Genomic DNA, 24,800 nt, shown 5'->3' with positions numbered 1-24,800 from the left:
GGCATACTATTCTGTATGCCTTTTAATATTTATGCTAATGGTTTTCAATATCACTTATTGTTTTTTCAATCAATTGTGCTTGAAATTCAGCAGTGAGCTGCTTTTGTAATGCTGCTTGCTTTGCTTTATCCGTCATCAATTCTGGATTTTTGCTCATAGCAGCCTTCATTTTATTACCGATAAATTCAGCTGCTTGCGTTTTAGCTTGTTGCTTAAATTCAGAACTCGTCAGCTTTTGTTGTAACATTTTAGCCTGACTTGTGGATAAAGTATGCCAATTTTTTGGCAAATAGAATGTATTGGTTCTTTTAACTAAAATATGGTTGTTATCTGCAATACCAAACCAGAAACGATAAGCCTTTGACTTATAACGCCACCGTATCTCTGTTGTTTTTAGCTCAGCTTTGTCAACATTATGCTGTTTAACGTGACTAGTTGTGAACTCATTTGCTTGTGTGTGGCTAACTTTTTTTGAATCATCATGTTTTGAATAAATATAAACATTTTCTTTACCAGCCGTCCCAATTGGCTGAAACAACAACATATCTAAGCGACCAGTACGATCAGCGGAATAAATTTGTTGCGTTTTCACTGTTTCAACCTTTTCCATACCATAATGGCTGTGGTAGTTAGCCACAATAGCGAACAGTGAGATAATGAGGATAACACCAGCAATACCAGTCGCTATTAAGCGTGTGGTCATTTTATCAATGTAAATAAATGATATAAAGAATGCAATCGCACTGATGACTAATAACCCAATAATCATTAATTTACTCCTTTCTGGTGTGTTGCACTACTTTTCATAAAGAATGCAATCACGAAACCAACAATACAAAAGATAACGGCAACCCAGAAAGCACCTTGATAGCCTGCCATTGTTGCGTTGAGTGCACGCACTTTATATTCAAGGGGTTCAGATGTTAACAAATGCTTACCTGGCATTTGACTTTTGGTAACGTTAGCCAATACTGAAACCAACACTGCAGTTCCAATCGAACTCGCAATCTGACGTACGGTGTTGTTAACAGCAGTACCATGTGAGATGAGTTGTGATGACAAGGCATTCATTCCCGCTGTGGTAGCTGGCATCATAACCATTGAAATACCAAACATTCTAACGGCATACAAGAACACAATATAGATAATTGGCGTTGACTTAGTCAATACGACAAACGGTAATGTCCCTGCTGTTAATAAGAATAAACCAGCAATTGCCAAACGTCGTGCACCAATGCGATCAAAAGCTTGACCGGTAATCGGGCTCATAACAGCCATCATAACGGCACCTGGTAATAGCAATAACCCAGAATTAAAAGCACTCATGCCATGTATCATTTGTAAATACAATGGCACGATCATTTCAACACCGACCATAGCAATCATTACAATTGAACTCAAAGCAGTGGCTATTGTAAATTCTTTGGATGTAAATACGCGTAATTCTAAGAAAGGCTTTTCCATTTTTAATTGACGCCAAACGAAAATTGAAATCACAACAATTCCGATAATTAAGGAAGTCAAAACAATTGCTGAACCCCAACCTTTGTCTCCTACGGAAGAAAAGCCGTATAACAATGCACCAAATCCAACCGTTGAGAGGCATAATGATAGCCAATCAATTTGTGATTTTGCCGTTTTTAATACCGGTTTCATAAAGAAGAACGCTAGGACGATAACCAAAGCAACAATAGGAATAATCATCCCAAATAAATAGCGCCATTCCCATGTATCAATAATATATCCAGATAGCGTTGGACCAATTGCAGGTGCAACACCGATAACAACACCAGCCAATCCCATCGCCACGCCACGTTTATTCGCTGGGAAGATGGATAGCATAATGTTTTGCAATAGCGGCATTGAAATACCCACACCGACAGCCTGAATTAAACGACCAGATAGCAAAACACTATAACTGGGTGCAGCCCAAGCTAATATTGTCCCCACTTCAAAAATAAGCATGGCACTAATATAGAGCCATTTCGTATTAAAACGTGTTGATAACCACGCTGATACCGGTATCATAATACCATTAACCATCAAAAATCCAGTGGTTAACCATTGAACTGTTGACGTTGAGATATCAAATGCTTTCATTAAAGTTGGAAAAGCAGTAGCTAAAATTGTCTGGTTTAGCACGGTACAAAAAGTTCCGACTAATAATACAATGACCAACATTAGCCGATTGTATGATTTTCCTTGAGCATCAAGAGCTTTTGACACAATCAATACCTTCTTCCATTAGTAATTCGTGTTGTTAAATTATTATATTTAGTAATAACACTGTAACCTATAATACCACCATTATCACGAAAAGTGATAATCAATATTATAAATTGTCATATTAATTATAATAAAGTATAATAAAATTGGAGGTTGTTAACATGACTGAACAGCAAGTACCGCACACAACGATGAGATTTCAAAGTTTCACAGATGCGATGATGCAAGAAAATAATGTTTTAATTGGTATTTCAGAATTAGCCAAAGCCACTGGTGTAACCCCTGCTCAATTACGCTATTGGTTAGCACAAGGTTATATTCAAAGTGCCGGTGAAGATAAGAAAAATAAATTCACTTTTAGTACCGTATTTAAAGTACGTAGTATCAAAATTTTCCAAAGTGAGGGCTACACGCTTGCTGCTGCAGCTAAGCATGCTGCTCAATATTCAACATTAGCGCATAAAATCAAGCAAATTATTTCCGATAGATTGATAAGTGTTAATGAAGATGGTAGTGATGTCATCATTGATTTTGGACCTTTTGACCCCAATCCCGATCATCATCTAATTGCTAGAGTAGCAACAGATAAAACAACTTTTGAACTCAATTAATTATTAACGTTATAACATTTTGCTTGACGGCTGATCTGTTTATAGCGTATATTAATAGCAATTATTAATGAGGAGTTAACTATGGCACCCAAATATACTATATTTTATTCTGCTTGCTGCAGTACGACACGTTTTCGATGTTGTACTGCTTATTGAGCATGAACTATTTGGGTAAACATCATCCGATAGTTGGCTTGTTTTAAAAGCAGACCAATTATTGAAAGCGTAAAAATTCTAGCGAATTTTTGCGCTTTTTCTTTACCCTTTTTAATGAAAGAAGGACAACTATGCTAGTCAAAGATACCTCACAACTCATTGGTCATACACCATTAATTGATTTACAAATCGATATACCCAATCACAGCAGAATATTTGCAAAGTTAGAGATGTTCAACCCTGGTGGTAGCATCAAAGATCGTCTTGGTCAATTTCTTATTCAAGATGGCCTCAATCGGCAATTAATTCATGACGGCACAACTATTATCGAACCTACAGCTGGAAATACCGGTATTGGTCTGGCTTTAGCCGCACAACAGTACCATTTACCAACAATTTTAGTCGTACCCGAAAAATTTAGTTATGAAAAACAACAACTCATGCAAGCTTTAGGTGCAAAAATAGTCAATACACCATCAAAAGATGGCATAAAAGGCGCTATTGCTAAAGCAAAATCACTACATGCTATGTTGCCTAACAGCTATTTGCCAATGCAATTCACCAATCCCGCTAACCCTGAAACTTATTACCAAACTATTGCGCCAGAAATCGCAGAAGATCTAAAGGATATACCTATTACAGCCTTTGTAGCAGGTGCTGGTAGTGGCGGTACTTTTACGGGCATTGCAAAATACTTTAATGAACACAATAGTCATATTCAAAATATCGCTGTTGAACCTGAGGGATCAATTTTAAATGGTGGTAAACCGCATGCCCATCGCACAGAAGGCATTGGTGTTGAATTTATCCCACCGTTCTTTAAAAATATTCGTATTGATCAAACGTTGACTATCAGTGATGCCGATGCTTTTTATCAAGTACGTTCTGTCGCAAAGCAATTAGGTCTTTTTATTGGTAGTTCAAGTGGTGCAGCACTGGCAGCAAGTCTAAAAATGGCCGAAACACTACCTGATCATAGTCATATCGTGACAATTTTCCCAGATAGCAGTGAACGCTATATGAGCGAAAATATCTATGCAAAATAAAAAGGAGTCAATCATGAAATTTAACACACAATTAATCCACGGTGGCATTAGCTCGGATGTAACAACTGGTGCTGTTTCTGTCCCAATTTACATGGCGTCTACTTTTAAACAAACTAAAATCGGTCAAGCTAAATATGAATATTCACGTTCCGGTAATCCAACACGTGAAGCAGTCGAAAAACTAATTGCTCAATTAGAAAATGGTGATGCTGGTTTTGCCTTTGCTTCAGGATCTGCAGCAATCAGTACTGTTTTCACACTATTCTCATCAGGCGACCATATTATTGTTGGTAATGATGTCTATGGCGGGACATTCCGTTTAATCGATAATGTTTTGAAACGCATGGGTCTTACCTTTACAGTAGTTGATACGCGTGACTTATCAGCAGTACAAGCAGCTATAAATGACCACACTGTTGCCATTTATTTTGAAACACCAACTAATCCCTTACTCCGTATTACCGATATTAACGCTATTACAACTATTGCCAAACAACACCATCTATTAAGTATCGTGGATAATACATTTGCTTCGCCTTATATCCAAAAACCACTGAACTTAGGTGCTGATATTGTGATTCATAGCGCTTCAAAATATCTTGGTGGTCACAGTGATTTAATTGCTGGTTTAGTCGTCACAAAAACCGCAACAATTAGTCAAAAAATTGGCTACTTGCAAAATGCAATTGGTGCAATCTTGGCACCGCAAGAAAGTTGGCTATTACAACGTGGTATCAAAACACTTGGACTACGCATGCAAGCCCATCAAAATAATGCGCAAAGTATCTTTAATTATTTAAAGCAACGTCCTGAGGTAGCTCATATCTATTATCCAGGCAATCCAGAGCATGCGGACTATGCCCTTGCAAAACAACAAATGGTTGGTTTTGGTGCAATGATTGCCTTTGAATTGCAACCCGGTTATGACGCTGAAGCTTTTGTAGAAAACTTACAGCTCATCACCTTGGCTGAAAGTCTGGGTGCTTTGGAAAGTTTGATTGAGATCCCAGCAAAAATGACACACGGTGCTATTCCCCGCGCAATACGATTAGAAAATGGTATTCGAGATGAGCTTATTCGTCTCTCCGTCGGCGTAGAGGATAGCAGTGATTTACTGGCTGATTTGACACATGCTTTTGATCAAATCATTTAATACTGGAGGTCTCATGTTTGCATCAGCTAAATCTATATTGAAGCGGGATCCAGCTGCACATAGCCTGCTCACAGTCTTATTAACCTACCCTGGTTTACATGCGCTTTGGTACCATCGATTAGCCCACTGGCTCTATAAACATCATTTATTTTTATTAGCTGAAATAATTAGCCGATGGTCGACTAAAAGGAACGGTATTGTCATTTCACCTGGTGCGCAAATTGGCAAACGTGTTTTTATTGACCATGGTATCGGTGTTGTCATTGGCGAAACAGCAATTATTGAAGATGATGTTACTATTTTACATGGTGTCACCTTGGGCTCACGGCAATCACATCATGGTCAACGCCATCCCAAAATTAAACGTGGTAGTTTTATTGGTGCACATGCACAAGTATTGGGTAATATCACGATTGGTAGCAATAGTAAAATTGGCGCAAATGCTGTTGTCTTACAAGACATTCCAGATAATAGTACTGCCGTCGGTAATCCTGCCTATATTGTTAAAGCCAAACCAGTAAAAATAAAAAAAATCACCAATATTCATTGGTGATTTTTTTATTCTCATCAAATTATTTTTGAATTGCCCAATGATTAATAGGACCAAATTTATGGCCAACTTCAATTTCGTTTGCAATAGCATTATGTGTTGCTTTCTTTGCAGTCCTAATTGACTGCTCAACACTTTCGCCTTTGGCCAGACATGCCGTAATAGTTGCTGAAAGTGTATCTCCGGTACCATTAATACGTTGTGTCTTGATAAATGGTTCGGATAATGTAAAATGTCGACCATCTGCTAACAAAACATAATCAACTACTATTTCTTGATCGTCGTTATCATGACGACCCTTTATCATTACATTTGGAACGCCTAACTTTTGAATACGCAATGCAGCTGTTTCAATATCTTGCATTGACATAATCTGCATGTCTGCTAAAATTTGTGCTTCATAGAAATTAGGTGTCGTAACGGTTGCTAGTGGTAATAATTGTTGCTTAAGCGTATCAATGGCTTCTACTTCTAACAAACGATTACCATGTTTAGTTGTAATAACAGGATCAACCACAAGTGGTCCAAAATCAACGCGTTGATAGTTCTCTACAACAGTATGCATAATTTCAGTGTTAGCTAGCATGCCCGTTTTAGTTGCTCGGATATGAAAATCATCAGCTAAAGCATTAAACTGTGCAGTAATAAATTCAGTGGGCATATTTTGTACAGCATGAATACCATAAGAATTCCCTGCTACTGCAGCTGTTAAAATTGTCATACCATATGTGTTTTGCACAAAGAAACTGTGTAGATCAGCTTGAGCCCCCGCTGACCCATCACTATCTGAACCTGCAATTGTTACAACCTGTATTTCTTCTACCATGAATAATGTCCTTTTGTCATTACTTTATCATAAGTGACGTTTGAATCGATTTAATATGAATCGACATAAAAAATACCGCCTGATAAAATGATTAGGCAGTGTTTTTATCAACTGGATACTTTCTTGAAATATATATAAATAGTAAAATGTTATGAGTAACCGCCTGATATCTCACAAGAAGATATATTGCAAGTCATCAAAATAATGACTTACTTCAAAACTTTAAAGCGATCCTCATCAGCCAGATAGTCTTTTTCGCCAGCTGGCGCTTCAATTGAACCGAATGGCATTTGTGCTCTCAATGTCCAAGACGCTGGTAAATCAAATGTTTTCTGAACTGCTTCATTAATTAATGGATTATAGTGTTGGTTGCTAGCCCCAATATCATTAGTTGCCAACGCTTGCCATATATTAATTTGTGCATTACCAATTGCTTGCTCAGCCCAGTTGGCAAAGTTATCAGCATATAATGCATAATCGTTTTGATATTGTTGTACAACAGCCTCATCTGTAAATAATAGAATAGTACCAATACCAGCCTTAAAGCTATCGATTTTAGCACGTGTCTTAGCATAGGCCGCCTCATCTGGTACTTCCTGTTTAAGTGCCTCCGCGACGATTTCCCATAGTTGATCAGAGTGTTCATTAAATAAAATAACTGCACGGACCGTTTGATTGTTAAATGCAGTAGGCGATTCTCGAATAGCAGCTTTAATTAAAGATGCCACTTCTTCATAAGGTGTTTCAACGTTCTTACCCAAGGCATAAATTGAACGACGTTTCTTAATCGTTTCGATATAGTCTGTATTCATCATATGACACCATTCCCTTTTTATAGTATACTTATTTTATACATGTAACTATACATGTTACAGCTAAATCATAATCTATTTCCCGCCACTTTGTCAAGAATAACTTTTAAAAAGTCAGTACTTATTAACAGAAAGCAGATATTAAACTATGAAAAACTCTACTAAGCTTAGTGATGCCATGCATATTCTAACCTATATTGCAATTAATCCAAATCATGATTTATCCAGTACACAAATTGCTCAAAGTGTTAATTCAAACCCTGTTGTCATAAGACGTATTATGTCACAATTGAAAAAAGCAAACCTACTTTTGTCAGAGAACGGTAAAGCCACACCTAGCCTTGCACATGATTCACATAATATTAGTATGTTAGATGTCTATCATGCAGTTGAAAACGAGCCCACTTTCTTAAAAATAGATGATCAAACGAATCCTAACTGTCCTATTGGTAGCCAGATCAAAACAGTTCTAGATACTGATTATACAAGCATTCAAAAAAAGGCAGAACAAGAAATGGCAACGATTACCCTTGCGGATGTTGTGAACCGAATTCATCTCGATAAGCTATCTTAATGCCGAAAAAATATTGCTTACGATTTTAAATAATATCTTTTTTACTACTAACATTTATACCGTTATTCCTATAAATTAATAACCAACAATATAAAAGATAGCTACTATTTCATATCATAAAGCTGTTATAGTTTCCACTACTCATCAAGCTATAATACCCTGATACCTGTTATAAACTTTAACCAATTGTCATATAAGGATAACGTTCATGCATATCAATATTTTAGAAGACAGCATCATCCAGCAGCAACGATTACGACAATATCTAGAGGAACTTATACAAGAAAATAACTGGCTTTGTCATGATATCAACACTTATTCCCGTTCAGAACAATTACTTCAAGATTTACCTACTAAAGGGTCACATGATGTATACTTTTTAGATATTGAAATCAAGGGTTCAGATAAAAAAGGACTACACGTAGCACAAGCAATTAGAAATAAAGACCCCTACGCTACAATTATCTTCGTCACGACACATTCTGAATTCATAGCACTCACTTTCCAATATCAAGTATCCGCACTTGATTTCATTGATAAAAGTCAGAACTGTGAGGCATTTAAAGAGCGATTAAAAAAATGCTTATTACATATCCTGTCACAAAATGAACAGGAACCCTCTCTAGATTTATTTAAATATCATACTGCTCAAGCACATTTTCAAATACCATTTCAAGATATTTTGTACTTTGAAACCCTTTCAGGATCACGACAAATCGTTCTGGTTGCCAAACATAAGCGCATTGCATTCAACGGCAAAATGCAAGATATTGAAAATATGGATAACCGCTTTTTTCGTAGTCATCGTGGTTTTATTGTTAACATTGATAATATTGAAAAAATAGATAAACGTAACAAAGTGGTTGTTGTGAGAAATCACGCCACGTGCTTAATTTCTCGACGCAAAATTAAAGCATTAGAATTACTTCTATAATTTATATAATAAAAACTCAAGCCATTTCAGGTAGCTTGAGTTTTTATTATGATAGCGTAAAATAACTTTTTAAAGTCGTTAGAATCTATTTAAAGATATATTTTCTGATTAAACGAGGTAACAACACAATCACTGCCGTCTGTCCACCTGCAACCTTTTCAAGTTGAATATCATTTAACTTATTGAATTTTGAAAATGTATGATTTTGCATATTAATTACCACTCCTTAATTTATTAGTATTGTTGCGCAACAACTATATTTAATATAAACTAGCTTTCAGCCTATTACTTCAAAACAACACGAATGGTGCTGATTGCGCGCTGAATGGTTAAAATCAAATATCAAATAACATTTTTTCAGTACATAACATGCTAGGTTTTATTGGAATTGAAGTGACGTCGTCATAAAAAAGGATATCCGAAAATTGGATACCCTTTTTATGGTTCGAGACAATCATCTCAAAATATCAATCAAATTCTTGTTACTTGCTGTTTTGGCTGGCAAAATACCAAATACTAAACCAACAATAGTTGATGTTCCAAAAGCTAACAAGAATGTTGAGAGCGATACACTTGCTTTAAACGGCAAGAATGCAGATACTCCCATTGCAATACCTAGGCCACTTAGATAACCAATCATACCACCGCTCAAAGTTAGCAGGATGGCTTCAATCAAAAACTGCCATAATATCTGTTGTTGAGAAGCACCGACAGCCATCCGAATACCAATTTCTTGAGTACGTTCGCTAACGGCAATATACATCATATTCATAACACCAATACCAGCAATAAATAAAGAAATACTAGCAACTGCCACAATAAAATAAGTAATGCCCTTAATCACATCACTAATCCCCTTAAGCATCGCGGCTGTATCATAAAATTCGTATGATCCGGCATTATGCTGCGAACCACTATCATTCAGTTGATTGGTAATTTGTTGTGTTGCCTTAGATACATCAGTACCCGCAACAAATGTTAACTTTAGTGTGTTAGCTGTTACATTAGCATTATTCACGTCAAATATTTTTCGTGGTACAACGGCATCATAAGTATGATAGCCTTCACGTTGTGCATCATTACTAATAACACCAACTATTGTATAAGTAGTCCCATTCAATTCAATCGCTGCATTTAAGGCATTTTGAACACTTTTATAACCTTTTTTAGCAGTTGATTTGCTTATCAACGCCACAGGATTGTTGACTAAAATATCATTTTTTGAAATACCTCGACCGGCAATCAAATGTTCACTATTAGCCTCTTGGCTCAAATAAAGTGTTGATGAAATCGTTTTACTGTTAATTGTGCCTTCCGCTGATAAAATACCATGATCATCTGATTGTATCTTAACCTGTGTTAATTTATTATTTTCTCGTACACGAGTGAGATCGTTATCATCAAAACCTGCAGTTTTGCTATCGTCTTTTGGCACAAAGTTAATTTCTGTTGACTGTTGTCCACTACTACTAGCTTGTAAATTTTTCATCATGGCAACGCGCGCACCATCGCCTAAAGCTAAAATAGTAATAACTGCCGCAATACCGATAATAATACCAACCATTGTTAAAATACTACGCCTTTTATTCGATATTAAAGATCGAAAAGCACTCACAAATAATTCACGTACCTTCATGAATTACCTCCTCGTCACTTTGAATACGACCATCTAATATTTTAATTAGGCGATTAGTTTCTTGGGCAACTTGTGCATCATGTGTCACCATAATCAGTGTTGTGCCGGAATCATTCAACGCCTTGAATAAGGTCATAATTTCCGAAGAGGTTGCTGAATCCAGCGCACCGGTTGGTTCATCAGCAACCAAAAATTTTGGATTGGTAACTATGGCTCGTGCAATGGCAACGCGCTGCTGTTGTCCACCCGACAAATTTTTAGGTAACTTATGGTAACTGTCTGGTAGTCCAACTTTCGCTAATACTTCGTTCACGCGTTGAATAATGTGCTGGCGTTTTAATCCCGCGTAGAGCAAAGGCAAGCCGACATTCTCACCAACACTTTGATTCATAATCAGCTTGAAGTTTTGGAAAATAAAACCAACTGAACGATTTCGTAATTGTGCGTGTTGTCGACGATTAAGACTATTTACTATTACTTCTTGAAATGTATAATTACCATCAAATTTTTGATCTAAGAAACCAATAATATTAATTAGAGTTGACTTTCCTGATCCTGATGGTCCCATAATAGCGACAAATTCACCAGCTTTAATATGCAAATCAATGTCATGTAAAATTTGATAATTTTCATTACCTTGACGATAAGTTTTGTTAATCGCTGATAAATTAATCATCTATTGATTCACCATTTTTCAAATGACTATCAGGATTGAGCACTATTTTCTCACCCTTTACAATACCTGAATTCACAATAGTACTTGTTCCTGATTGCGTAACGTCTGCTTTAATACGACTAGCTTTACCATCAATTACTTTGTATATATTGTTTTTATAAATTGCAGATTTAGGTATTTTGATATCACGCTGCGGTATCTCAACTTTTATACTTTGCCCATATAAAAAGTCTTTTTTTACATTAGCTGTAAAAGGATAATATGTCGTGCCTTTACCGTCACCATTTGGGATTTGTTGAATTTTATCTACAGTTGTTGATTGTGTTGGTGAACCGTCAATACCACTAACAACTAATTGATCCCCACTATGAATCTTATGATAATCATATTCTGAAATATTAGCCTGTAATATTTTCTGTGAGGCATTCAATGTTAACGCTGGAATACCATCTTTTGTATTATTATCAACAGAAATAATACCATCAAAAGGTGCCGTCAAATTTGTCGTTTGTTTATTCTGTAACTCTACTAATTTATTTTGCGCCTCTTGTAATTCAGCATTTGCATCATTTACTGTCTGTTGCGCTTGCACAACTTCCCCTTTTAATGAAGATTTTGTGTCAGTATTTGCTTGCCCGTACCCTTGTTGGACATTCTTTAATGATGTTGCTGCATTTGTAGCAGCTCTATTCGCTTTATTAATAACATCATTTTGTGCATCGATGGCATCTTGAATCTCAGTATTGGTAACAGTTAATAAAACATCCCCATTTTTTACAACTTGTCCATCAGTTACATTAAGTGTCTGTAATTTACCTGACGGTACATTAAGTGTCTGTGTTTTACTAGCCATCACTTTTCCGGTCATAGTAAGTGCCGGTGTATATGTCGCGACATAAGTTTGGTAGCCTGTTTTTTGGGTTGACTGTGTCTTCCCCGTTATTTTATTGTACGTTGTTAGGCCAGTTACTGCTATCAATCCCACAGCCACAAGACTGCCTGTCGTAATAAGTGCAATTTTTGTCCGTCGTTTCATGATACTCCCCTAGGCTTTATGAAAAAATGACAATTATTGTCCCATGAATACCTTAAAGTTCAACGCTAATGTCAAAATGACCATAATAATAACGTAAATAATTTGTGTACGTTTAGTAATCGTATTATTTTGACGCAAAATAAATGTGAAGAGAATTGCACTTACCACACCACCAATAATCGCAGCAATGCCATTGTCTGCTTTATACAAGTTCAGAACGATAATGGCAAACACATTAATAATCATAACGGGTAATTGCGAAACGATAGTTGCGTACCATGATGTCATAAACGTTACCGATTGGGCTTCTTCTTGCCCCAGCTGTGATAGCCAAATAAATAATTTGTTAATTAGTGCTGAAACCAATGTAAAAATAAAAGTACTCAATAACCCTACAATAAGGATCATTGGTAACAATTTACTATCAAGCTTCATGCCGTCAACTTCATTTGTATTAAGTATATTAATTGCAGTAATTCCCAAAGCTACTAATGTACCAACAATTGCAATAATAACCTGATTTTTCTTACTCATTCATTCATCTCCGCTTCTCTTTAAAATATAGATATTTGTTAATAAATGTTCACTATTGCTCAATTATTAACATTATTGAATACAAAATAGTATATCAACTTTTCCCATATAACTATGCCAATACTTTTTGCCATTAATCAGATTGTGCCCATTATTCTTTATCGACAAAATTCACACTTTATGCTAAACGTTTATCATTTTTATGACAAACAGCGCAAAATTTGATACACTTAAAGCTGATTTGAAAGGCTTTATATGAAAATTAATACGATACAACAAACACTTAAAAATATTAGAATAAAAAATAACCTTACTCAGACAGAGTTTGCACAACAAATTTTTGTTTCTCGTCAAACTGCTTCTAATTGGGAACGCGGGATTAGCACACCACCAGTTTCTGCCCTAAGTATCATTGCCAATACTTTTAATGTAGCGCTTCCTGAATTATTAATGGCACTTGAAGGTAATCAAGCAAATAGTAATCATTCTGCTGAGCGGCAAATCATTGCGAATGCTTTTTTATCCATATTGTCACGTACTAATGGTACCTATTGTGATATGGCAACAATTGTTCAAGAATCAGGTATCCATCCCCATAGAGCCAAAACGTTATTTCGTAGTCCATCAGACATTTTACAATACATCGCGCAACAGCTTGATGCACAGGTAGTCGCAGCCTTATCCACCGCTACTACAACCGACCCATTTGAGATGATTGCTGATACAGTACTACCTGTTTTGTATGACAATAACCACACACTAAAAGTGCTCTATTCCGGCAACTATGCCAATGGTGAATGGATTTATTTTTTAAAAAAAGAATATATTAAATGGGCAACACCATTTTTTGATCATTATAACTTGAATACGGCACCAATCACGCGAACTTTTGCCATTGAATTAACCGTTAAAATGACATTATCCATTATTTCAACTTGGCTAACACAGCCACTGCCAACACCGCCCGAAGAATTTCGCCAAACCTTTTTACACTTAACCAAAACCCCGCTTACAAAACTCGTTCAATCATAACTCTTGAAACAATATCTAACAATAAAAGCACTATTGAACTTAAAGTATAGACTCTAAGTTCAATAGTGCTTTTGCTATACAAAAATACACCAAATGAAAAGGAGCATGGCACCTAGTTCCTATGGCAAAATAGCAATTGGCCGTACCCAACCAGCAGAAGCTTTGTAAATATTAACAGGTTGACAAATAATCTTAAAACCATCGTCTGGTAATAAATGTAAATTCCCCATTTTTTCCCCTTTGGCAATAGATATCAAGATGAGCTATATATTATAAACTAGTCCTCTTAAAACAACTAACACCGATTTAGCACTATGTGCCGAATAGGTGTATAAAAATCACTTCTTTTTAAACATTGTGAATCCCATAATTGTTTTACCTCTATATCAATATAAGTGATCCCTATTGCTTGTGAAGACAACTATTAACGTTGCGTTCGGATTCATTTCAGACTACAATTTCTACTATTCTATCAACAAGGAGATTTGGATATTGAAACAGACGAAGCACATTGCATTTAAGCATGACATATTACGTTATGCTACTATGATTGCACTCATTATGGGGGCCGCCTTATTACTATTGAATGCCACTGGCCAGGCATCACCAGAAATGGTTGGCATGGCAATTATCTCATTCACATTTGGATTGCAACATGCTTTTGATGTCGACCACATTGCCGCCATCGATAATATGACACGTAAAATGCTAAATGACGGAAAAAATACACGCGGCGTTGGCTTTTATTTTTCCTTAGGGCACTCATTAGTTGTTATTATTATGGCGCTCATCACTGTTTTGCTTGTTGAATGGGCAAAAAATACAATGCCAATATTTGAAGCATTGGGTGGGGCAATGGGTACACTAATTGCAGCAATTATGCTAATTTTTTTAGCCGTCGTCAATTCATTCATCATTGTCAATATTTGGTTAAACTTCAAAAATTCACAGCAAGATACAACATTAACCAGAAATGATAGCACATCAAAAATCAATAAAATCTTTCTTAAACTGCTCAATCTAATCCAGCATAATTGGCAAGTTATGATTGTCGGCTTCCTATTTGGCCTAGGGTTTGATACGGCAACGCAAATTGCAGTACTCGCTTCTTCTGCAACAGCCACAAATTCAGGCGCTGCTTGGTATGTATCTCTCTCCTTTCCGCTATTTTTCACAGCCGGTATGTGTTTTATGGATACATTAGACGGCCTCTTCATGAGTTCTACTTACAAGTGGGTCTTTTCATCCCCCTATCGAAAAGTATATTTCAATTTAACGATTACTGGTATTTCAATTTTAGCAGCCGGTTTTATTGGGTTTGCTGATCTAATTCAAGCACTGAGTGCTTTGCTTGATTGGAACAACGGTTTAACAAGTTGGGTGCAAGCACTTGACTTCAATCAGCTCGGCTTTATTCTCGTTGGTTTATTTGCAATAAGTTGGATTATCGCATTAATCATTTGGCATAGTCTCAAACTATCGAATAAAGATCACGGGTCTATTATTTAAATGTCATTTAAATAATATCGTTCAAAAAATATAAAATCATACCTTGCCCATGGTATTCTTTACTTGATATTAAATGTTACTTGCCATGGTATATTCTAGGAATTATTCCTGAGGTTAATTATGGATTTAGGTTTATTAACGTTATTGTTCTTTGGTGTTAATATAGATTTCTTTATTTTGCTCCTCGTATTACTACAACGCTATCACTTTACATCAGTATGGTTAGGCTATTCATTAGGCGTTCTGAGTAGCTGGATTATCGGTGCGCTCCTAGGACAAACTTTACAACTCTTGATTCCTACCTGGTTCATTGGCCTACTTGGATTGATTCCCATTTGGATGGGATTCCACGATACCGATAGTACCGATAAAGATTTTAAATACAAATCTGGCAGCTTAGCTGTTTTTTCATTATATCTTTCTGCCTGTGGTGCTGATAACTTGGCGGTCTATGTCCCTATATTGTCAACCATGAGTTTACTTGCAACCGTATTAACTGCTGGCTATTTTATGTTATTAGTATTTTTGTCGTTAATTATCGCTGATCGTTTCGACAAAATAAAAGTTGTGGATCACTTTCTTCAAAAGTATGGTTCACTCACGACTCGCATTATATACATCATGATTGGTGTTTTTGTTATTATCGAAAGTGGTCTAATCAGAGTTATCATACATTCTATATTTTAGAAATAAATAAAAATCCTACCAAAAATTTGGGTAGGATTTTTTGTTAAGGTGATGACGAGAGTCGAACCCGCGATGGCGGTTTTGCAGACCGCTGCCTTACCACTTGGCTACATCACCAAAGTATAATATTGCACTATGCTTATCGTGAATACACATAACACAACATTACCTATTTTACTGAATAATCTAAGAAAAAACAATCATTTTTGTAAAAACATTAACAAATTTCTAAATCGTCATCATATTCTCATCCAAGCAAACGTTCTTTTGAATAAATTGACGGTATAACTACTACTCAAAGTCGCTAAAATAAATATTACAGGCAAAAATTGAATCAAATAACGACTTCGACCACCTTCAAAAATTAACAAGTACACGAAAGCACCTATTATTGATAATCTCAGTACTTGAGCCAACTTATGATGATAATTAAATCCAAAAGCCATTAAACCAAGTATAAAAATCCAAATCCATTGTGCAATATATCTAAAATCTGCCACATACTTCCCCTTAGGGTAAACTAAGTTTTTGAAGAAGCGAGATTTATCCTGTTTATCTAATTTAGATTGGATAAAATGGCCTTCAATTAGCCAGGCAAAAGTACCATCGCTCGTATTTTTATTATGTTTATGCAGTAAAAATTTTAGATAACCAAAAATACCAAGTTTAGCAAGGCGTTGCTTCAAAATATTTTCTGAATATGTCACTTTATCTTCATATGCTGAGCGTTTAGCCATTTCGATATTATCTTTAGGGTTATAGCCACCATCCCCAGAAAGGCCCATGCTAATAAAGTGAATTGGTGGCATGTTGTCACCTTTCCTAATTTGAATATAGTCCTGCTTGTTAATTTGTTGTTGCCCATAAGTTACCGTTACAAACATAGTTAGTAACATCAAGGTAACCGCACTAATACTATAAATCAAAATTTTGAACTGCTTTAAATATAGTGCCCTTAACATACCTAACAATTCAATTAAGATAATTGCAACAACAGGTACGATAGCCGATGGTTTGATAAAATACGTCAAAGCTACTAAAATACCACCTAATCCCATTATTAGAATAGATGACATACGTTGTTGTCGTTGTGCGATAACATAGCACAATAGATAGCTCGACACCAACGGTAGTACCCATGTGTCTGAGTATGGCACAATAATCATCGGGAAGACCAACAAAAAAATGGATTGCAGATATAATGCCCAAATCACTTTTGTCCGATCGATAATACTAATAGTGATTGTATTTAATATAATGGATATATCAACCAAAATTAAAGTCACTATATCAAATAATAACCATGAATGGTTACTAAAATATACCGCAATATGATGTTGTATTAATAACAACGGTAAATTATTAGTACTTAAACTAAAATAAGAAACCAGCTCATCATCAGTCGTATTCGTTAATGCACTATGAATAGCACCCGGATCAAAACCAATTGCTGGATGTGTCGCAAAAACAAAGAGCAGTTGTAAACCAACAACCAACATAAAAAGAATTGGTGCCGTTATTTTACCTTTAATATAAAATATAAAGTTAAAGCAATACCTAATTCTTTTATCAATCACTATGCCAATAATTGCGCCAACAACTAACAAAATAAAAGCGATACTTAACCATGTTGTTTTTTCACCAATCACTTGACGCGCCACATTATCACCTAAAGTCAAATTAGGCGATACTAATGCAAAATATAAGGTTAAAAAAACAAAAAAACTAAATAGTGCTAGAATAATTTTGTTTATTAGGCTATAGGCGGTAGATTTCAGTGCCATTCTGTCTCCTTACCAATCATTATTCTAATGAAATACAACATGTCCGAGTTGGTGACTCAGAAACTTCAATACGGATAAGGTGACAACTGATATCTACTAATGACTGAGATAAACGATCAAAAACAAAATCCGTAAAGTTTTCTAATGTCGGATTAATTTCGTTAAATGGTGCGACATCGTTAAGTGTTTGATTTGAGAAAGCTGATAATTGTTGTTCAATAATCGCTTCAACAACTTCAAATTTTACTAAATCATCACCTTCTTTTACTTCGCAAATGATTTCCCAAGTATGTGGATGGACAACGCCTCTCCCACTATCCCATTGAACAGCATGACTTGCATTGAGATAGGTTTTAAATTTATAACTACGACTCTTCATCATATTTCTTATTCCTTTTTTTAAAACGATCATAATCATGCCAAACCACTTGTTTCACTGATTTTTTTTCATCTGCAAAACTTCTAGATTGCCATTGTGCAGGGATGATAATGGTATTAATAATGCCAATAAATCGTATCATTGCACAAAGCATATTGTAAGTTGGCAATGTAAAGATAACCCACCATTTTTTTCTAAAAAATCGGCTTTCTTGATCAAAATGGCGTAACAAAATACTAATACTAATAAAATTAATTAATGAATTGAACACATATAACAAGTACATGAAAATAATGGATAACGCAATAATGAGCGGCGAATAACCAAAGAAGATTAAAACAAATAACGCAGCAATCCAAATCGTTCTTGGAAAAATGAATGTATGATCAAACATTAAGCGACCCACCATAAAGTTCTGAAAGAAATCAGTTATTCTTAGTGTGTCTTTCATAAAATGTCGTGTTACTTCGATTTCGCCACGTTGCCACCTTTGCCGCTGAACGTATAGTTCATCCAACCCTGAAATAGGTTCGACATAAAAAATTGCATCATAACAGAGCTTAACTGCGCTACCTAAGCGTTCTCGCAGTTGAAATGTCATATCGGCATCTTCTCCAACTGTCTGCGTATTATACAAATAAGTGCCTAACAACGCTTCTCTACGAAATGCTGAAAATGCACCTGACATCGTAAACAATTCATTGCGCGCTGATTCAATATTTCGACCAGCCAGAAAGGATTGCGCATATTCATAATACTCGTTATTGCGTAATATGCTCAAGAAGATATTTTTAGTAGCATTGATATCTTCTTTTTTAGTCAGAACTGTTCCCGTTACTGCAGCATCATGTTGATTATTTTCAAAATGCAAAACTAGATTGTATAACGCATTTTCTTCTAAAACGCCATCTGTATCCAGGTTGACAATATATTGCCCGGTACTATTATAGATGGCAGCATTCAATGCTTGTGACTTTCCCTTGTTGGTATTCATCCATTGAATACGTAAGTCAGAAAACGCTTGTTGTGCACGGCTGTATTCATCAAAACTACTGTCGGTACTATGATTATTAGCCACAATCACTTGAATTAATTGATTCGGATAAGTGGAATTATGGATTGAAGCAATACATGCATAAAGTGTTTTTGAGGAATTATAAACAGGAAGAATCACCGAAATCATCGGCAATTTTTCAGGAACAATGATGTCTTTTTTGGTATACCCTTGTTTCATGAGTGTTAAAAAATGCCACGAAGTTGGTAAAATTTCAAACACAATTGGAATTAATAACCATGTTAACCAAAAGCCCATATTAAAAATTAAATGGTCAAATACAATATTCATTTATCTGATCTCCTGCTGCAGACCACGTCCAAATTTTTGAATAATTTGGCCACGGGTAAATACTTGATAATATAATATAATCGCTAAAATATAGAAGATAATTCGGCCAAGAATAGAGTGTGCGACGTAGAAAGCATCTGAACCGAAATAGTAAATAACAATGGCAACAAACGATAAACGAATAATATTTGCCAAAAAAATCCAAATTGTCCCAGCAACCATTAAGAGAAAACGATTTTTCAGTGTATATACAGGATAAAAAGCAATTAATGAACCAAAAGCCATTGTTTCAATAATTCCGGAACATTCATAATCAATAAATAATAAATTCATATGTTGATGATTCATGATCTCAATCAAATGTGATGCATAATGCACACTAAAAAGACCTGTTAAATACCCGACAACACTGACGCCTTTGGTTACAATAGTTGAAAATAACCATATACCATAAGGTTTACTCAATAAAGCTAAAATAATAAACAAGCCAATACTACCAACTAAAAAATAAAAAGCATGGGTTTTCGCACGTTTCAAAACAGACAATAAATATAACCAAACAATAATAATCAAAATAATGGTTGTTTTCAAAATCATATCGTTGCTCCATTTTTTCGTAAGCGATACTTTTTCATTAACGGTAAGCTAATGACAGCCATCCCTAAGCCAACCATGGCAATCAGAATTGGTCCCGAAGAAGCACCAGAATAATCAGCTGAAACATTACCGTTGAAGAAAATCGTGCCACCATTACTGCCATGGAAAGTGATATTTGTTTGTGATGGTAAATCACTGCCATATACTTCTTTAACTGTAGCCATCGGTATTTTTAGTTCCCAGCGATCATTATACTTACCGTTAGCAGCTTGACGTTCAAGGTACCCATCGCCTACACCATTAACTGATTTATACGAATTGGCATCGTAAATATTACCGACAGAAAAATGGACCGAACTATTATCAGGGCGATAGCCTGGAAAATAAATTTGCACGTACATGTCATGCCCGCCAATTGAAAGATAATAACTACCTGACTTAGCATCGTAATCATTCGTCGATTCCTTTGAATCCGGACTAAATAATTTAGGTGCCATACTCATGTAAATGTAAATATTATCTTCGTCAACAAACAAGCCTACTTGACGCATATTATTGGGATAACTCGGGCTTGCCGCAAATTCTTGAACAGAACCTACACTACCCCAATCCGAAAAATTACCATCGATATTAATACTATTGGCACTAGCAGTATGCGATACCAATACAAATCCTAAAACCAAGCCCACACCTAACAAAATGTAGTCACAAATTACTTTTTTCATAAGAACTCCTACTATTACAAATATTCAGTATAACTTAAAAAGACGAGCCTTGGTAGCCCGTCTACTTTTCTTTTACCATTATTATTTGTAAGCTTCGCGCAAGGACTAATAACCAAGCTAAGGCAGTAAGTATGCTGACCATCTTAAAAATATAACTCGGCTGATAGCCAATTTCAAAAATATTGGCACCTTTCTGCTGCTTTACCTCAACTGCACCAATGATATTGGCCTTTAATCCTCGACTAGATATGCGTTTATGATTAAACGTCGTCACACTATGCGTATATTTATAAACTGGTAGAATAACATTTCTCACTTGATTACCTTGCCAGGATAATACCAAATGCTGTTGCTGGTTAACTGATTTATTGACCTTAATATTGTTTAAGAATGTTGCTTTAATATTTGCACGATATGGTTTGAAACTATTTTTTTGCCATAAATTACCTTGTTGCTGAATCGGTAAATAATCTGGTGTGCCCTTTTGAAGAATCGTAAATGGTTTTCCAAGATTTTTATCTTTAAAAGCAGCTCGAATAACGTCAGGATTTTTATCTTTATATATAATCTTATTACGGTAGGTTAGAACGTTATCCGACAACCACTTTTGGCTAATTGTTACCTTCTTTTGAAGGTTGAATGTCGTTAATAAAACCACAATCAGTACCATGACCGTTGTTAAATGGCTTATTTTTTGACCAAAGTTACTACTCAAAGTCAGACTTACTGCCAATAATAATAGAACGTTCGATAATATAACAAGCCTAAAGGGAAATTGCAAAAAGGAATACAAAACGGGTAAGTGCTTGCCAATTGTATTCCATGGCATTATATCACTGGATAACAATAAAAAAGTAGCACCAACGTAAGTTAAAACACGATTAGTAAATGATATGAAAGATGCCCGTTTGAATACTAATAACAATTGTATCGCAAATAAACAAGAAGAAATAAGGCCTAAAGTACCAAAACTATCATGGCCCCAACTAAAACTCGTTGCGACAGCCTGTAAATCATACTGTGGATATGGCTTTAGTAAATTATCGGATCCATAAATATCCAACATACCACCCCAGATATTACCGGTTAAGATAATCGTTAAACCCACTGCTAAACAACCATCACGCACGAAAGCAACCTTATGTCGCGTTGTAAAAAGCCCCACTAAAGCAAATGGTATTAACACTAGTACCGAAAATAAGGCGCTCAACATATGAGTTTGTATCATAATGGCCATAACAATAGCTAAGGCACCGTAATGAATTTTAGCATCTTGGCGTTTTAACATTGGCAACGCCTGCATAATGACATACGGTATTAAGACCGCGCCCCATGCGCTAAATTTCTGTGAATCACTCCATGCCGTTACCCAATAGCTGTTCATATAAACAATCGCCATTAACGTTGCAACATTATTCTTCGCACCGGCGTATTTGGATAACTTATAAAAGCCAAAACCAGCTACAAAATTGAGTAAAATATTTGTAATGATTTGGTACTTAAACCAGCTATTAACAAGTGCAAGCACCGCACCATTCAAGTAAGCAACCACAGGACCATATAAAGCATTTACAATTCGGCCGCTTTGATTAAAACCATATAAACTCATGAAATAGCTAAAGTGCCCAGTTTTTATTTGCATCGCCGTGTCATAGAAGCGATTAAAATGAAATATCGAATCCGCACCCAAAATAATAGCATGAAAATAAATTTGTGGCACAATCAACAAAATACTAAACAACAAAATGATCAGAACTGATTGTATCTTATGTTGTTGAATGGACTTGGTTAGCCTTCTCAAGATACACCTCCTGATGTCTCCATTGAAATTCATATTAAGCAGCTGATATTCAATATATCTTAGCCTAATTTATTATCGCGTAAAATGCGGTCCATTTCCTTTTGCATTTCAGGTGTCTTAACCCATTCTTCCCAACCATCATATTCTAATGGTAATGCCTCGTAATGCTCATTAATGTACTTTTCCACAGCCAATACATGCTGTGTTCGCGGAATATTCACTTTCAGTATTCGAACTTCTTTAATGTAGCCGTGATCTGCTGCATATTCTGCTCGACCATTGTGAGGAATACTCCCAAGTTCATAATACTTCGTACCATCTAAGCGCGTTATTTCTTCTATTAAGTTGAATGTTTGATTGCCCATTTTATTTATCTACTAGTACTCCTACATTAAATATTAATCATTTCATTTTAACACCATATTTTTAGTTAATAAAAATCGAATATGATTAAATAGCTTTATAGCACCAAATCCTATTAAAATGAACCAACTGATGACCGTCAATCCACTCATATAACGGAATGCACGACTAGGCCGGTAATCTATCTTAAAAGTATTTTTGCCTTTTACCTGTTTAACTCTAACGGCACCTACCACTGTTGTTTGAACCTTTGAATTATCAAGCGCCTGATGATTCAAAGACATTTTACTATCAGCATATTTATAAACAGGCAATGTAACAACTTTTTTGCTATTACCCTGCCATTTTAATATTAATTGATTATGGCTATCAATTGATTTTGTTACCTTTAGGGGGTTAAAAAATGTTGCCTTAATATTTTCATTATAGGGATGGAAATTATTATCATCCCATAATTTACTATCTTTATGAGCTGGTAAATAATCAGGTGTACTTTTTTGTAAAATCGTAAAGGGTTTCCCTAAATTATCGTCTCTAAATGCAGATCTGATAACTGCAGGATCAGTTTTCTTAAAGTTAATATTTATCCTATTCGATAATACATAATCTCCATTCCAACTTTTACTGATTCCTGATAAACCTTGAAAATTTAAAGTAAAAAATACTATAGACAATACACTCACAATAGCAATTGGAAGATTAACTGTTTGAAAATTTTTAACCAGTTCTATCTGAGATAACGTCAAACTAATTGACAATAGAAGCAATATGTTCGAAATAACAACCAATCTAAAAGGAAATTGTAAAAACGAATCAAGCGCTGGAATGCTATCACCAATAATATTCCAAGGTATAAGACTACTAGAGATTATTAAAAATAATGTACCGATTATGGTAATTAACTTGTTTTCAAAAGAAATTAGAGATGTTTTTTGAAGAACAAGTACAATTTGAGTAATGAATAAAAATGATGATAAGATACCCAATTTACCAAATGAATCACCACCATCCAGTGATAGATTAGTTGATAATGACAATAAATCTGTTTGAGGATGAGGTTGAATTAATTTATTATTACTTGAAACGTCTAAAAATCCCATCCAAACATTTCCGGTTAAACATAATGTGAGCAATACGGATGCCACACCATTACGCATAAACAAATATTTTTCAGACGTTAAATAAAACCCTACTAACGCAAATGGTATCAATAAGCAAACAGCAAATACAGCACTTAACATATGCGTCTGAATGACTATTGCCATAACAATAGCTAAAGCTAGTATATTAATTTTGGGTTGTCGTTTACTAATCATGCCCACGGCTTGCATAGCCACGTATGGCATTAAAGATGCCCCAAACGAAGTAAATTGTTGCGAATGACTCCAACTTGTAATCCAGTATGTGTTCATATACAAAAAAGCTATTCCAATAGCAATTTCATTATGACTACCTAATTTTCGAGCGAGCTTATAAAAGCCAATACCAGATACAATATTAATCAAAATCCCAGATAATACTTGGTACTTAAACCAACTTCCAGATATTAACAATAGTAGTCCATTCAAGTATGCAAACATAGGACCATATAATGCATTTACAATACGCCCACTTTGATTAAAACCAAATAAACTCATAAAGTAGCTATAGTGTCCTGTTTTAATTTGCATAGCTGTATCATAAAAGCGATTAAAATGAAAAATTGAATCGGCACCAAAAATAACTGATTGATCATATATTTGTGGTAACATCATCATAATACTCAATAAGATGATAATTGAAATTGACTTTAAGTTTGACTTTTTAAA

26 protein-coding genes and 1 tRNA gene are annotated in these 24,800 nt (G+C 35.3%); 9 read left to right on the top strand and 18 right to left on the bottom strand.

Annotated elements, in window-relative coordinates; genetic code table 11:
- Positions 1 to 34 precede the first annotated feature (34 nt).
- Positions 35 to 769, bottom strand: a complete 735-nt coding sequence (locus tag C5L23_RS04735; protein WP_133264363.1) for a DUF4811 domain-containing protein — start codon at positions 767 to 769, stop codon at positions 35 to 37.
- Positions 769 to 2,226: an MDR family MFS transporter gene (locus tag C5L23_RS04730; protein ID WP_029508667.1), complete on the bottom strand. Its 1,458-nt coding sequence runs from the start codon at positions 2,224 to 2,226 to the stop codon at positions 769 to 771. The genes C5L23_RS04735 and C5L23_RS04730 overlap by 1 nt, the downstream gene beginning before the upstream one ends.
- 161 nt (positions 2,227 to 2,387) lie before the next feature.
- On the opposite strand from C5L23_RS04730, the gene C5L23_RS04725 reads away from it, so the two are divergent.
- From C5L23_RS04725 to epsC, 4 genes are all read left to right on the top strand, one after another.
- Positions 2,388 to 2,837 carry a MerR family transcriptional regulator gene (locus C5L23_RS04725; protein WP_010007923.1) on the top strand — a complete coding sequence of 150 codons (450 nt, stop codon included), beginning with the start codon at positions 2,388 to 2,390 and terminating at the stop codon, positions 2,835 to 2,837.
- A 287-nt stretch (positions 2,838 to 3,124) separates the two neighbouring features.
- Positions 3,125 to 4,039 carry a PLP-dependent cysteine synthase family protein gene (locus C5L23_RS04720; protein WP_010007925.1) on the top strand — a complete coding sequence of 305 codons (915 nt, stop codon included), beginning with the start codon at positions 3,125 to 3,127 and terminating at the stop codon, positions 4,037 to 4,039.
- 13 nt (positions 4,040 to 4,052) lie between these two features.
- On the top strand, positions 4,053 to 5,192 hold the full coding sequence (locus C5L23_RS04715; protein ID WP_010007926.1) for a trans-sulfuration enzyme family protein: 1,140 nt from the start codon (positions 4,053 to 4,055) through the stop codon (positions 5,190 to 5,192).
- Positions 5,193 to 5,205: 13 nt separating this feature from the next.
- Positions 5,206 to 5,745 (top strand): serine O-acetyltransferase EpsC, encoded by a 540-nt coding sequence (gene epsC / locus C5L23_RS04710; protein WP_133264362.1) that lies wholly within the window; start codon positions 5,206 to 5,208, stop codon positions 5,743 to 5,745.
- Positions 5,746 to 5,764: 19 nt separating this feature from the next.
- Here the strand turns inward: epsC and thiD are convergent, their stop codons facing one another.
- On the bottom strand, positions 5,765 to 6,568 hold the full coding sequence (gene thiD / locus C5L23_RS04705) for a bifunctional hydroxymethylpyrimidine kinase/phosphomethylpyrimidine kinase (RefSeq protein WP_010007928.1): 804 nt from the start codon (positions 6,566 to 6,568) through the stop codon (positions 5,765 to 5,767).
- Positions 6,569 to 6,777: 209 nt separating this feature from the next.
- Positions 6,778 to 7,380 carry a nitroreductase family protein gene (locus C5L23_RS04700; RefSeq protein WP_010007929.1) on the bottom strand — a complete coding sequence of 201 codons (603 nt, stop codon included), beginning with the start codon at positions 7,378 to 7,380 and terminating at the stop codon, positions 6,778 to 6,780.
- A gap of 148 nt (positions 7,381 to 7,528) precedes the next feature.
- On the opposite strand from C5L23_RS04700, the gene C5L23_RS04695 reads away from it, so the two are divergent.
- Together C5L23_RS04695 and C5L23_RS04690 are read left to right on the top strand one after the other, a co-directional pair.
- The gene (locus tag C5L23_RS04695) at positions 7,529 to 7,954 is read left to right on the top strand and encodes an Rrf2 family transcriptional regulator (RefSeq protein ID WP_133264360.1); all 426 of its coding nucleotides are present in this window, start codon (positions 7,529 to 7,531) and stop codon (positions 7,952 to 7,954) included.
- Between the two features lie 208 nt (positions 7,955 to 8,162).
- Positions 8,163 to 8,888 (top strand): response regulator transcription factor, encoded by a 726-nt coding sequence (locus C5L23_RS04690; RefSeq protein WP_133264359.1) that lies wholly within the window; start codon positions 8,163 to 8,165, stop codon positions 8,886 to 8,888.
- 85 nt (positions 8,889 to 8,973) lie between these two features.
- On the opposite strand, the gene C5L23_RS08630 is transcribed toward C5L23_RS04690, so the two are convergent.
- The 5 genes from C5L23_RS08630 to C5L23_RS04670 all read right to left on the bottom strand — a co-directional run bounded on the left by C5L23_RS08630 (position 8,974) and on the right by C5L23_RS04670 (position 12,770).
- Positions 8,974 to 9,099, bottom strand: coding sequence for a hypothetical protein (locus C5L23_RS08630; RefSeq protein ID WP_010007933.1), 126 nt, complete (start codon positions 9,097 to 9,099; stop codon positions 8,974 to 8,976).
- 243 nt (positions 9,100 to 9,342) lie between these two features.
- Positions 9,343 to 10,524 (bottom strand): ABC transporter permease, encoded by a 1,182-nt coding sequence (locus C5L23_RS04685; protein ID WP_010007934.1) that lies wholly within the window; start codon positions 10,522 to 10,524, stop codon positions 9,343 to 9,345.
- Positions 10,511 to 11,200, bottom strand: coding sequence for an ABC transporter ATP-binding protein (locus C5L23_RS04680; protein ID WP_010007936.1), 690 nt, complete (start codon positions 11,198 to 11,200; stop codon positions 10,511 to 10,513). Before C5L23_RS04680 ends, C5L23_RS04685 begins: the two co-directional genes overlap by 14 nt.
- Complete coding sequence (locus tag C5L23_RS04675; RefSeq protein WP_133264358.1) at positions 11,193 to 12,236, bottom strand: efflux RND transporter periplasmic adaptor subunit; 1,044 nt, start codon at positions 12,234 to 12,236, stop codon at positions 11,193 to 11,195. Before C5L23_RS04675 ends, C5L23_RS04680 begins: the two co-directional genes overlap by 8 nt.
- A gap of 33 nt (positions 12,237 to 12,269) precedes the next feature.
- Positions 12,270 to 12,770, bottom strand: coding sequence for an MFS transporter (locus tag C5L23_RS04670; protein WP_010007939.1), 501 nt, complete (start codon positions 12,768 to 12,770; stop codon positions 12,270 to 12,272).
- A gap of 255 nt (positions 12,771 to 13,025) precedes the next feature.
- Here C5L23_RS04670 and C5L23_RS04665 point away from each other — a divergent pair, with 255 nt between their 5' ends.
- From C5L23_RS04665 to C5L23_RS04655, 3 genes are all read left to right on the top strand, one after another.
- Positions 13,026 to 13,802: a helix-turn-helix domain-containing protein gene (locus C5L23_RS04665; RefSeq protein WP_133264357.1), complete on the top strand. Its 777-nt coding sequence runs from the start codon at positions 13,026 to 13,028 to the stop codon at positions 13,800 to 13,802.
- Positions 13,803 to 14,291: 489 nt separating this feature from the next.
- Positions 14,292 to 15,311: a HoxN/HupN/NixA family nickel/cobalt transporter gene (locus C5L23_RS04660; RefSeq protein ID WP_420813007.1), complete on the top strand. Its 1,020-nt coding sequence runs from the start codon at positions 14,292 to 14,294 to the stop codon at positions 15,309 to 15,311.
- 120 nt (positions 15,312 to 15,431) lie between these two features.
- Positions 15,432 to 15,998, top strand: coding sequence for a cadmium resistance transporter (locus C5L23_RS04655; RefSeq protein ID WP_010007941.1), 567 nt, complete (start codon positions 15,432 to 15,434; stop codon positions 15,996 to 15,998).
- A gap of 46 nt (positions 15,999 to 16,044) precedes the next feature.
- Here the strand turns inward: C5L23_RS04655 and C5L23_RS04650 are convergent.
- The 9 genes from C5L23_RS04650 to C5L23_RS04610 all read right to left on the bottom strand — a co-directional run bounded on the left by C5L23_RS04650 (position 16,045) and on the right by C5L23_RS04610 (position 24,749).
- A tRNA-Cys gene (locus C5L23_RS04650) sits at positions 16,045 to 16,115 on the bottom strand.
- Positions 16,116 to 16,237: 122 nt separating this feature from the next.
- Positions 16,238 to 17,782, bottom strand: a complete 1,545-nt coding sequence (locus C5L23_RS04645) for a TIGR03766 family XrtG-associated glycosyltransferase (protein WP_133264356.1) — start codon at positions 17,780 to 17,782, stop codon at positions 16,238 to 16,240.
- A 19-nt stretch (positions 17,783 to 17,801) separates the two neighbouring features.
- Positions 17,802 to 18,164, bottom strand: coding sequence for a 6-carboxytetrahydropterin synthase (locus C5L23_RS04640; protein WP_029508674.1), 363 nt, complete (start codon positions 18,162 to 18,164; stop codon positions 17,802 to 17,804).
- Complete coding sequence (locus C5L23_RS04635; RefSeq protein ID WP_133264355.1) at positions 18,148 to 19,506, bottom strand: TIGR03111 family XrtG-associated glycosyltransferase; 1,359 nt, start codon at positions 19,504 to 19,506, stop codon at positions 18,148 to 18,150. The genes C5L23_RS04640 and C5L23_RS04635 overlap by 17 nt, the downstream gene beginning before the upstream one ends.
- Positions 19,507 to 20,100: an exosortase family protein XrtG gene (gene xrtG, locus C5L23_RS04630; RefSeq protein ID WP_193617329.1), complete on the bottom strand. Its 594-nt coding sequence runs from the start codon at positions 20,098 to 20,100 to the stop codon at positions 19,507 to 19,509.
- Complete coding sequence (locus C5L23_RS04625) at positions 20,100 to 20,828, bottom strand: Firmicu-CTERM sorting domain-containing protein (RefSeq protein WP_010007949.1); 729 nt, start codon at positions 20,826 to 20,828, stop codon at positions 20,100 to 20,102. The genes xrtG and C5L23_RS04625 overlap by 1 nt, the downstream gene beginning before the upstream one ends.
- A 61-nt stretch (positions 20,829 to 20,889) precedes the next feature.
- Positions 20,890 to 22,629: a glycosyltransferase family protein gene (locus C5L23_RS04620; RefSeq protein WP_133264353.1), complete on the bottom strand. Its 1,740-nt coding sequence runs from the start codon at positions 22,627 to 22,629 to the stop codon at positions 20,890 to 20,892.
- 59 nt (positions 22,630 to 22,688) lie between these two features.
- Positions 22,689 to 22,994: a hypothetical protein gene (locus C5L23_RS04615; protein WP_010007952.1), complete on the bottom strand. Its 306-nt coding sequence runs from the start codon at positions 22,992 to 22,994 to the stop codon at positions 22,689 to 22,691.
- Positions 22,995 to 23,036: 42 nt separating this feature from the next.
- A complete protein-coding gene (locus C5L23_RS04610; protein ID WP_133264352.1) occupies positions 23,037 to 24,749 on the bottom strand; it encodes a hypothetical protein in 1,713 nt (570 codons plus the stop codon).
- Positions 24,750 to 24,800: the final 51 nt, after the last annotated feature.

Source organism: Leuconostoc fallax, from assembly GCF_004354645.1.
Lineage (GTDB): Bacteria > Bacillota > Bacilli > Lactobacillales > Lactobacillaceae > Leuconostoc_B > Leuconostoc_B fallax.
The sequence above is the reverse complement of the archived record's forward strand: the minus strand, read 5'-3'. Positions and strand labels throughout refer to the sequence as shown.

Bases quoted from the DNA above. Each gene is read 5' to 3' on its own strand.
- C5L23_RS04735 (WP_133264363.1), bottom strand. From the start codon at position 769: ATGATTATTGGGTTATTAGTCATCAGTGCGATTGCATTCTTTATATCA.
- C5L23_RS04725 (WP_010007923.1), top strand. From the start codon at position 2,388: ATGACTGAACAGCAAGTACCGCACACAACGATGAGATTTCAAAGTTTC.
- C5L23_RS04720 (WP_010007925.1), top strand. From the start codon at position 3,125: ATGCTAGTCAAAGATACCTCACAACTCATTGGTCATACACCATTAATT.
- C5L23_RS04715 (WP_010007926.1), top strand. From the start codon at position 4,053: ATGAAATTTAACACACAATTAATCCACGGTGGCATTAGCTCGGATGTA.
- epsC (WP_133264362.1), top strand. From the start codon at position 5,206: ATGTTTGCATCAGCTAAATCTATATTGAAGCGGGATCCAGCTGCACAT.
- thiD (WP_010007928.1), bottom strand. From the start codon at position 6,568: ATGGTAGAAGAAATACAGGTTGTAACAATTGCAGGTTCAGATAGTGAT.
- C5L23_RS04700 (WP_010007929.1), bottom strand. From the start codon at position 7,380: ATGAATACAGACTATATCGAAACGATTAAGAAACGTCGTTCAATTTAT.
- C5L23_RS04695 (WP_133264360.1), top strand. From the start codon at position 7,529: ATGAAAAACTCTACTAAGCTTAGTGATGCCATGCATATTCTAACCTAT.
- C5L23_RS04690 (WP_133264359.1), top strand. From the start codon at position 8,163: ATGCATATCAATATTTTAGAAGACAGCATCATCCAGCAGCAACGATTA.
- C5L23_RS08630 (WP_010007933.1), bottom strand. From the start codon at position 9,099: ATGCAAAATCATACATTTTCAAAATTCAATAAGTTAAATGATATTCAA.
- C5L23_RS04685 (WP_010007934.1), bottom strand. From the start codon at position 10,524: ATGAAGGTACGTGAATTATTTGTGAGTGCTTTTCGATCTTTAATATCG.
- C5L23_RS04680 (WP_010007936.1), bottom strand. From the start codon at position 11,200: ATGATTAATTTATCAGCGATTAACAAAACTTATCGTCAAGGTAATGAA.
- C5L23_RS04675 (WP_133264358.1), bottom strand. From the start codon at position 12,236: ATGAAACGACGGACAAAAATTGCACTTATTACGACAGGCAGTCTTGTG.
- C5L23_RS04670 (WP_010007939.1), bottom strand. From the start codon at position 12,770: ATGAGTAAGAAAAATCAGGTTATTATTGCAATTGTTGGTACATTAGTA.
- C5L23_RS04665 (WP_133264357.1), top strand. From the start codon at position 13,026: ATGAAAATTAATACGATACAACAAACACTTAAAAATATTAGAATAAAA.
- C5L23_RS04655 (WP_010007941.1), top strand. From the start codon at position 15,432: ATGGATTTAGGTTTATTAACGTTATTGTTCTTTGGTGTTAATATAGAT.
- C5L23_RS04645 (WP_133264356.1), bottom strand. From the start codon at position 17,782: ATGGCACTGAAATCTACCGCCTATAGCCTAATAAACAAAATTATTCTA.
- C5L23_RS04640 (WP_029508674.1), bottom strand. From the start codon at position 18,164: ATGATGAAGAGTCGTAGTTATAAATTTAAAACCTATCTCAATGCAAGT.
- C5L23_RS04635 (WP_133264355.1), bottom strand. From the start codon at position 19,506: ATGAATATTGTATTTGACCATTTAATTTTTAATATGGGCTTTTGGTTA.
- C5L23_RS04625 (WP_010007949.1), bottom strand. From the start codon at position 20,828: ATGAAAAAAGTAATTTGTGACTACATTTTGTTAGGTGTGGGCTTGGTT.
- C5L23_RS04615 (WP_010007952.1), bottom strand. From the start codon at position 22,994: ATGGGCAATCAAACATTCAACTTAATAGAAGAAATAACGCGCTTAGAT.
- C5L23_RS04610 (WP_133264352.1), bottom strand. From the start codon at position 24,749: ATGATGATGTTACCACAAATATATGATCAATCAGTTATTTTTGGTGCC.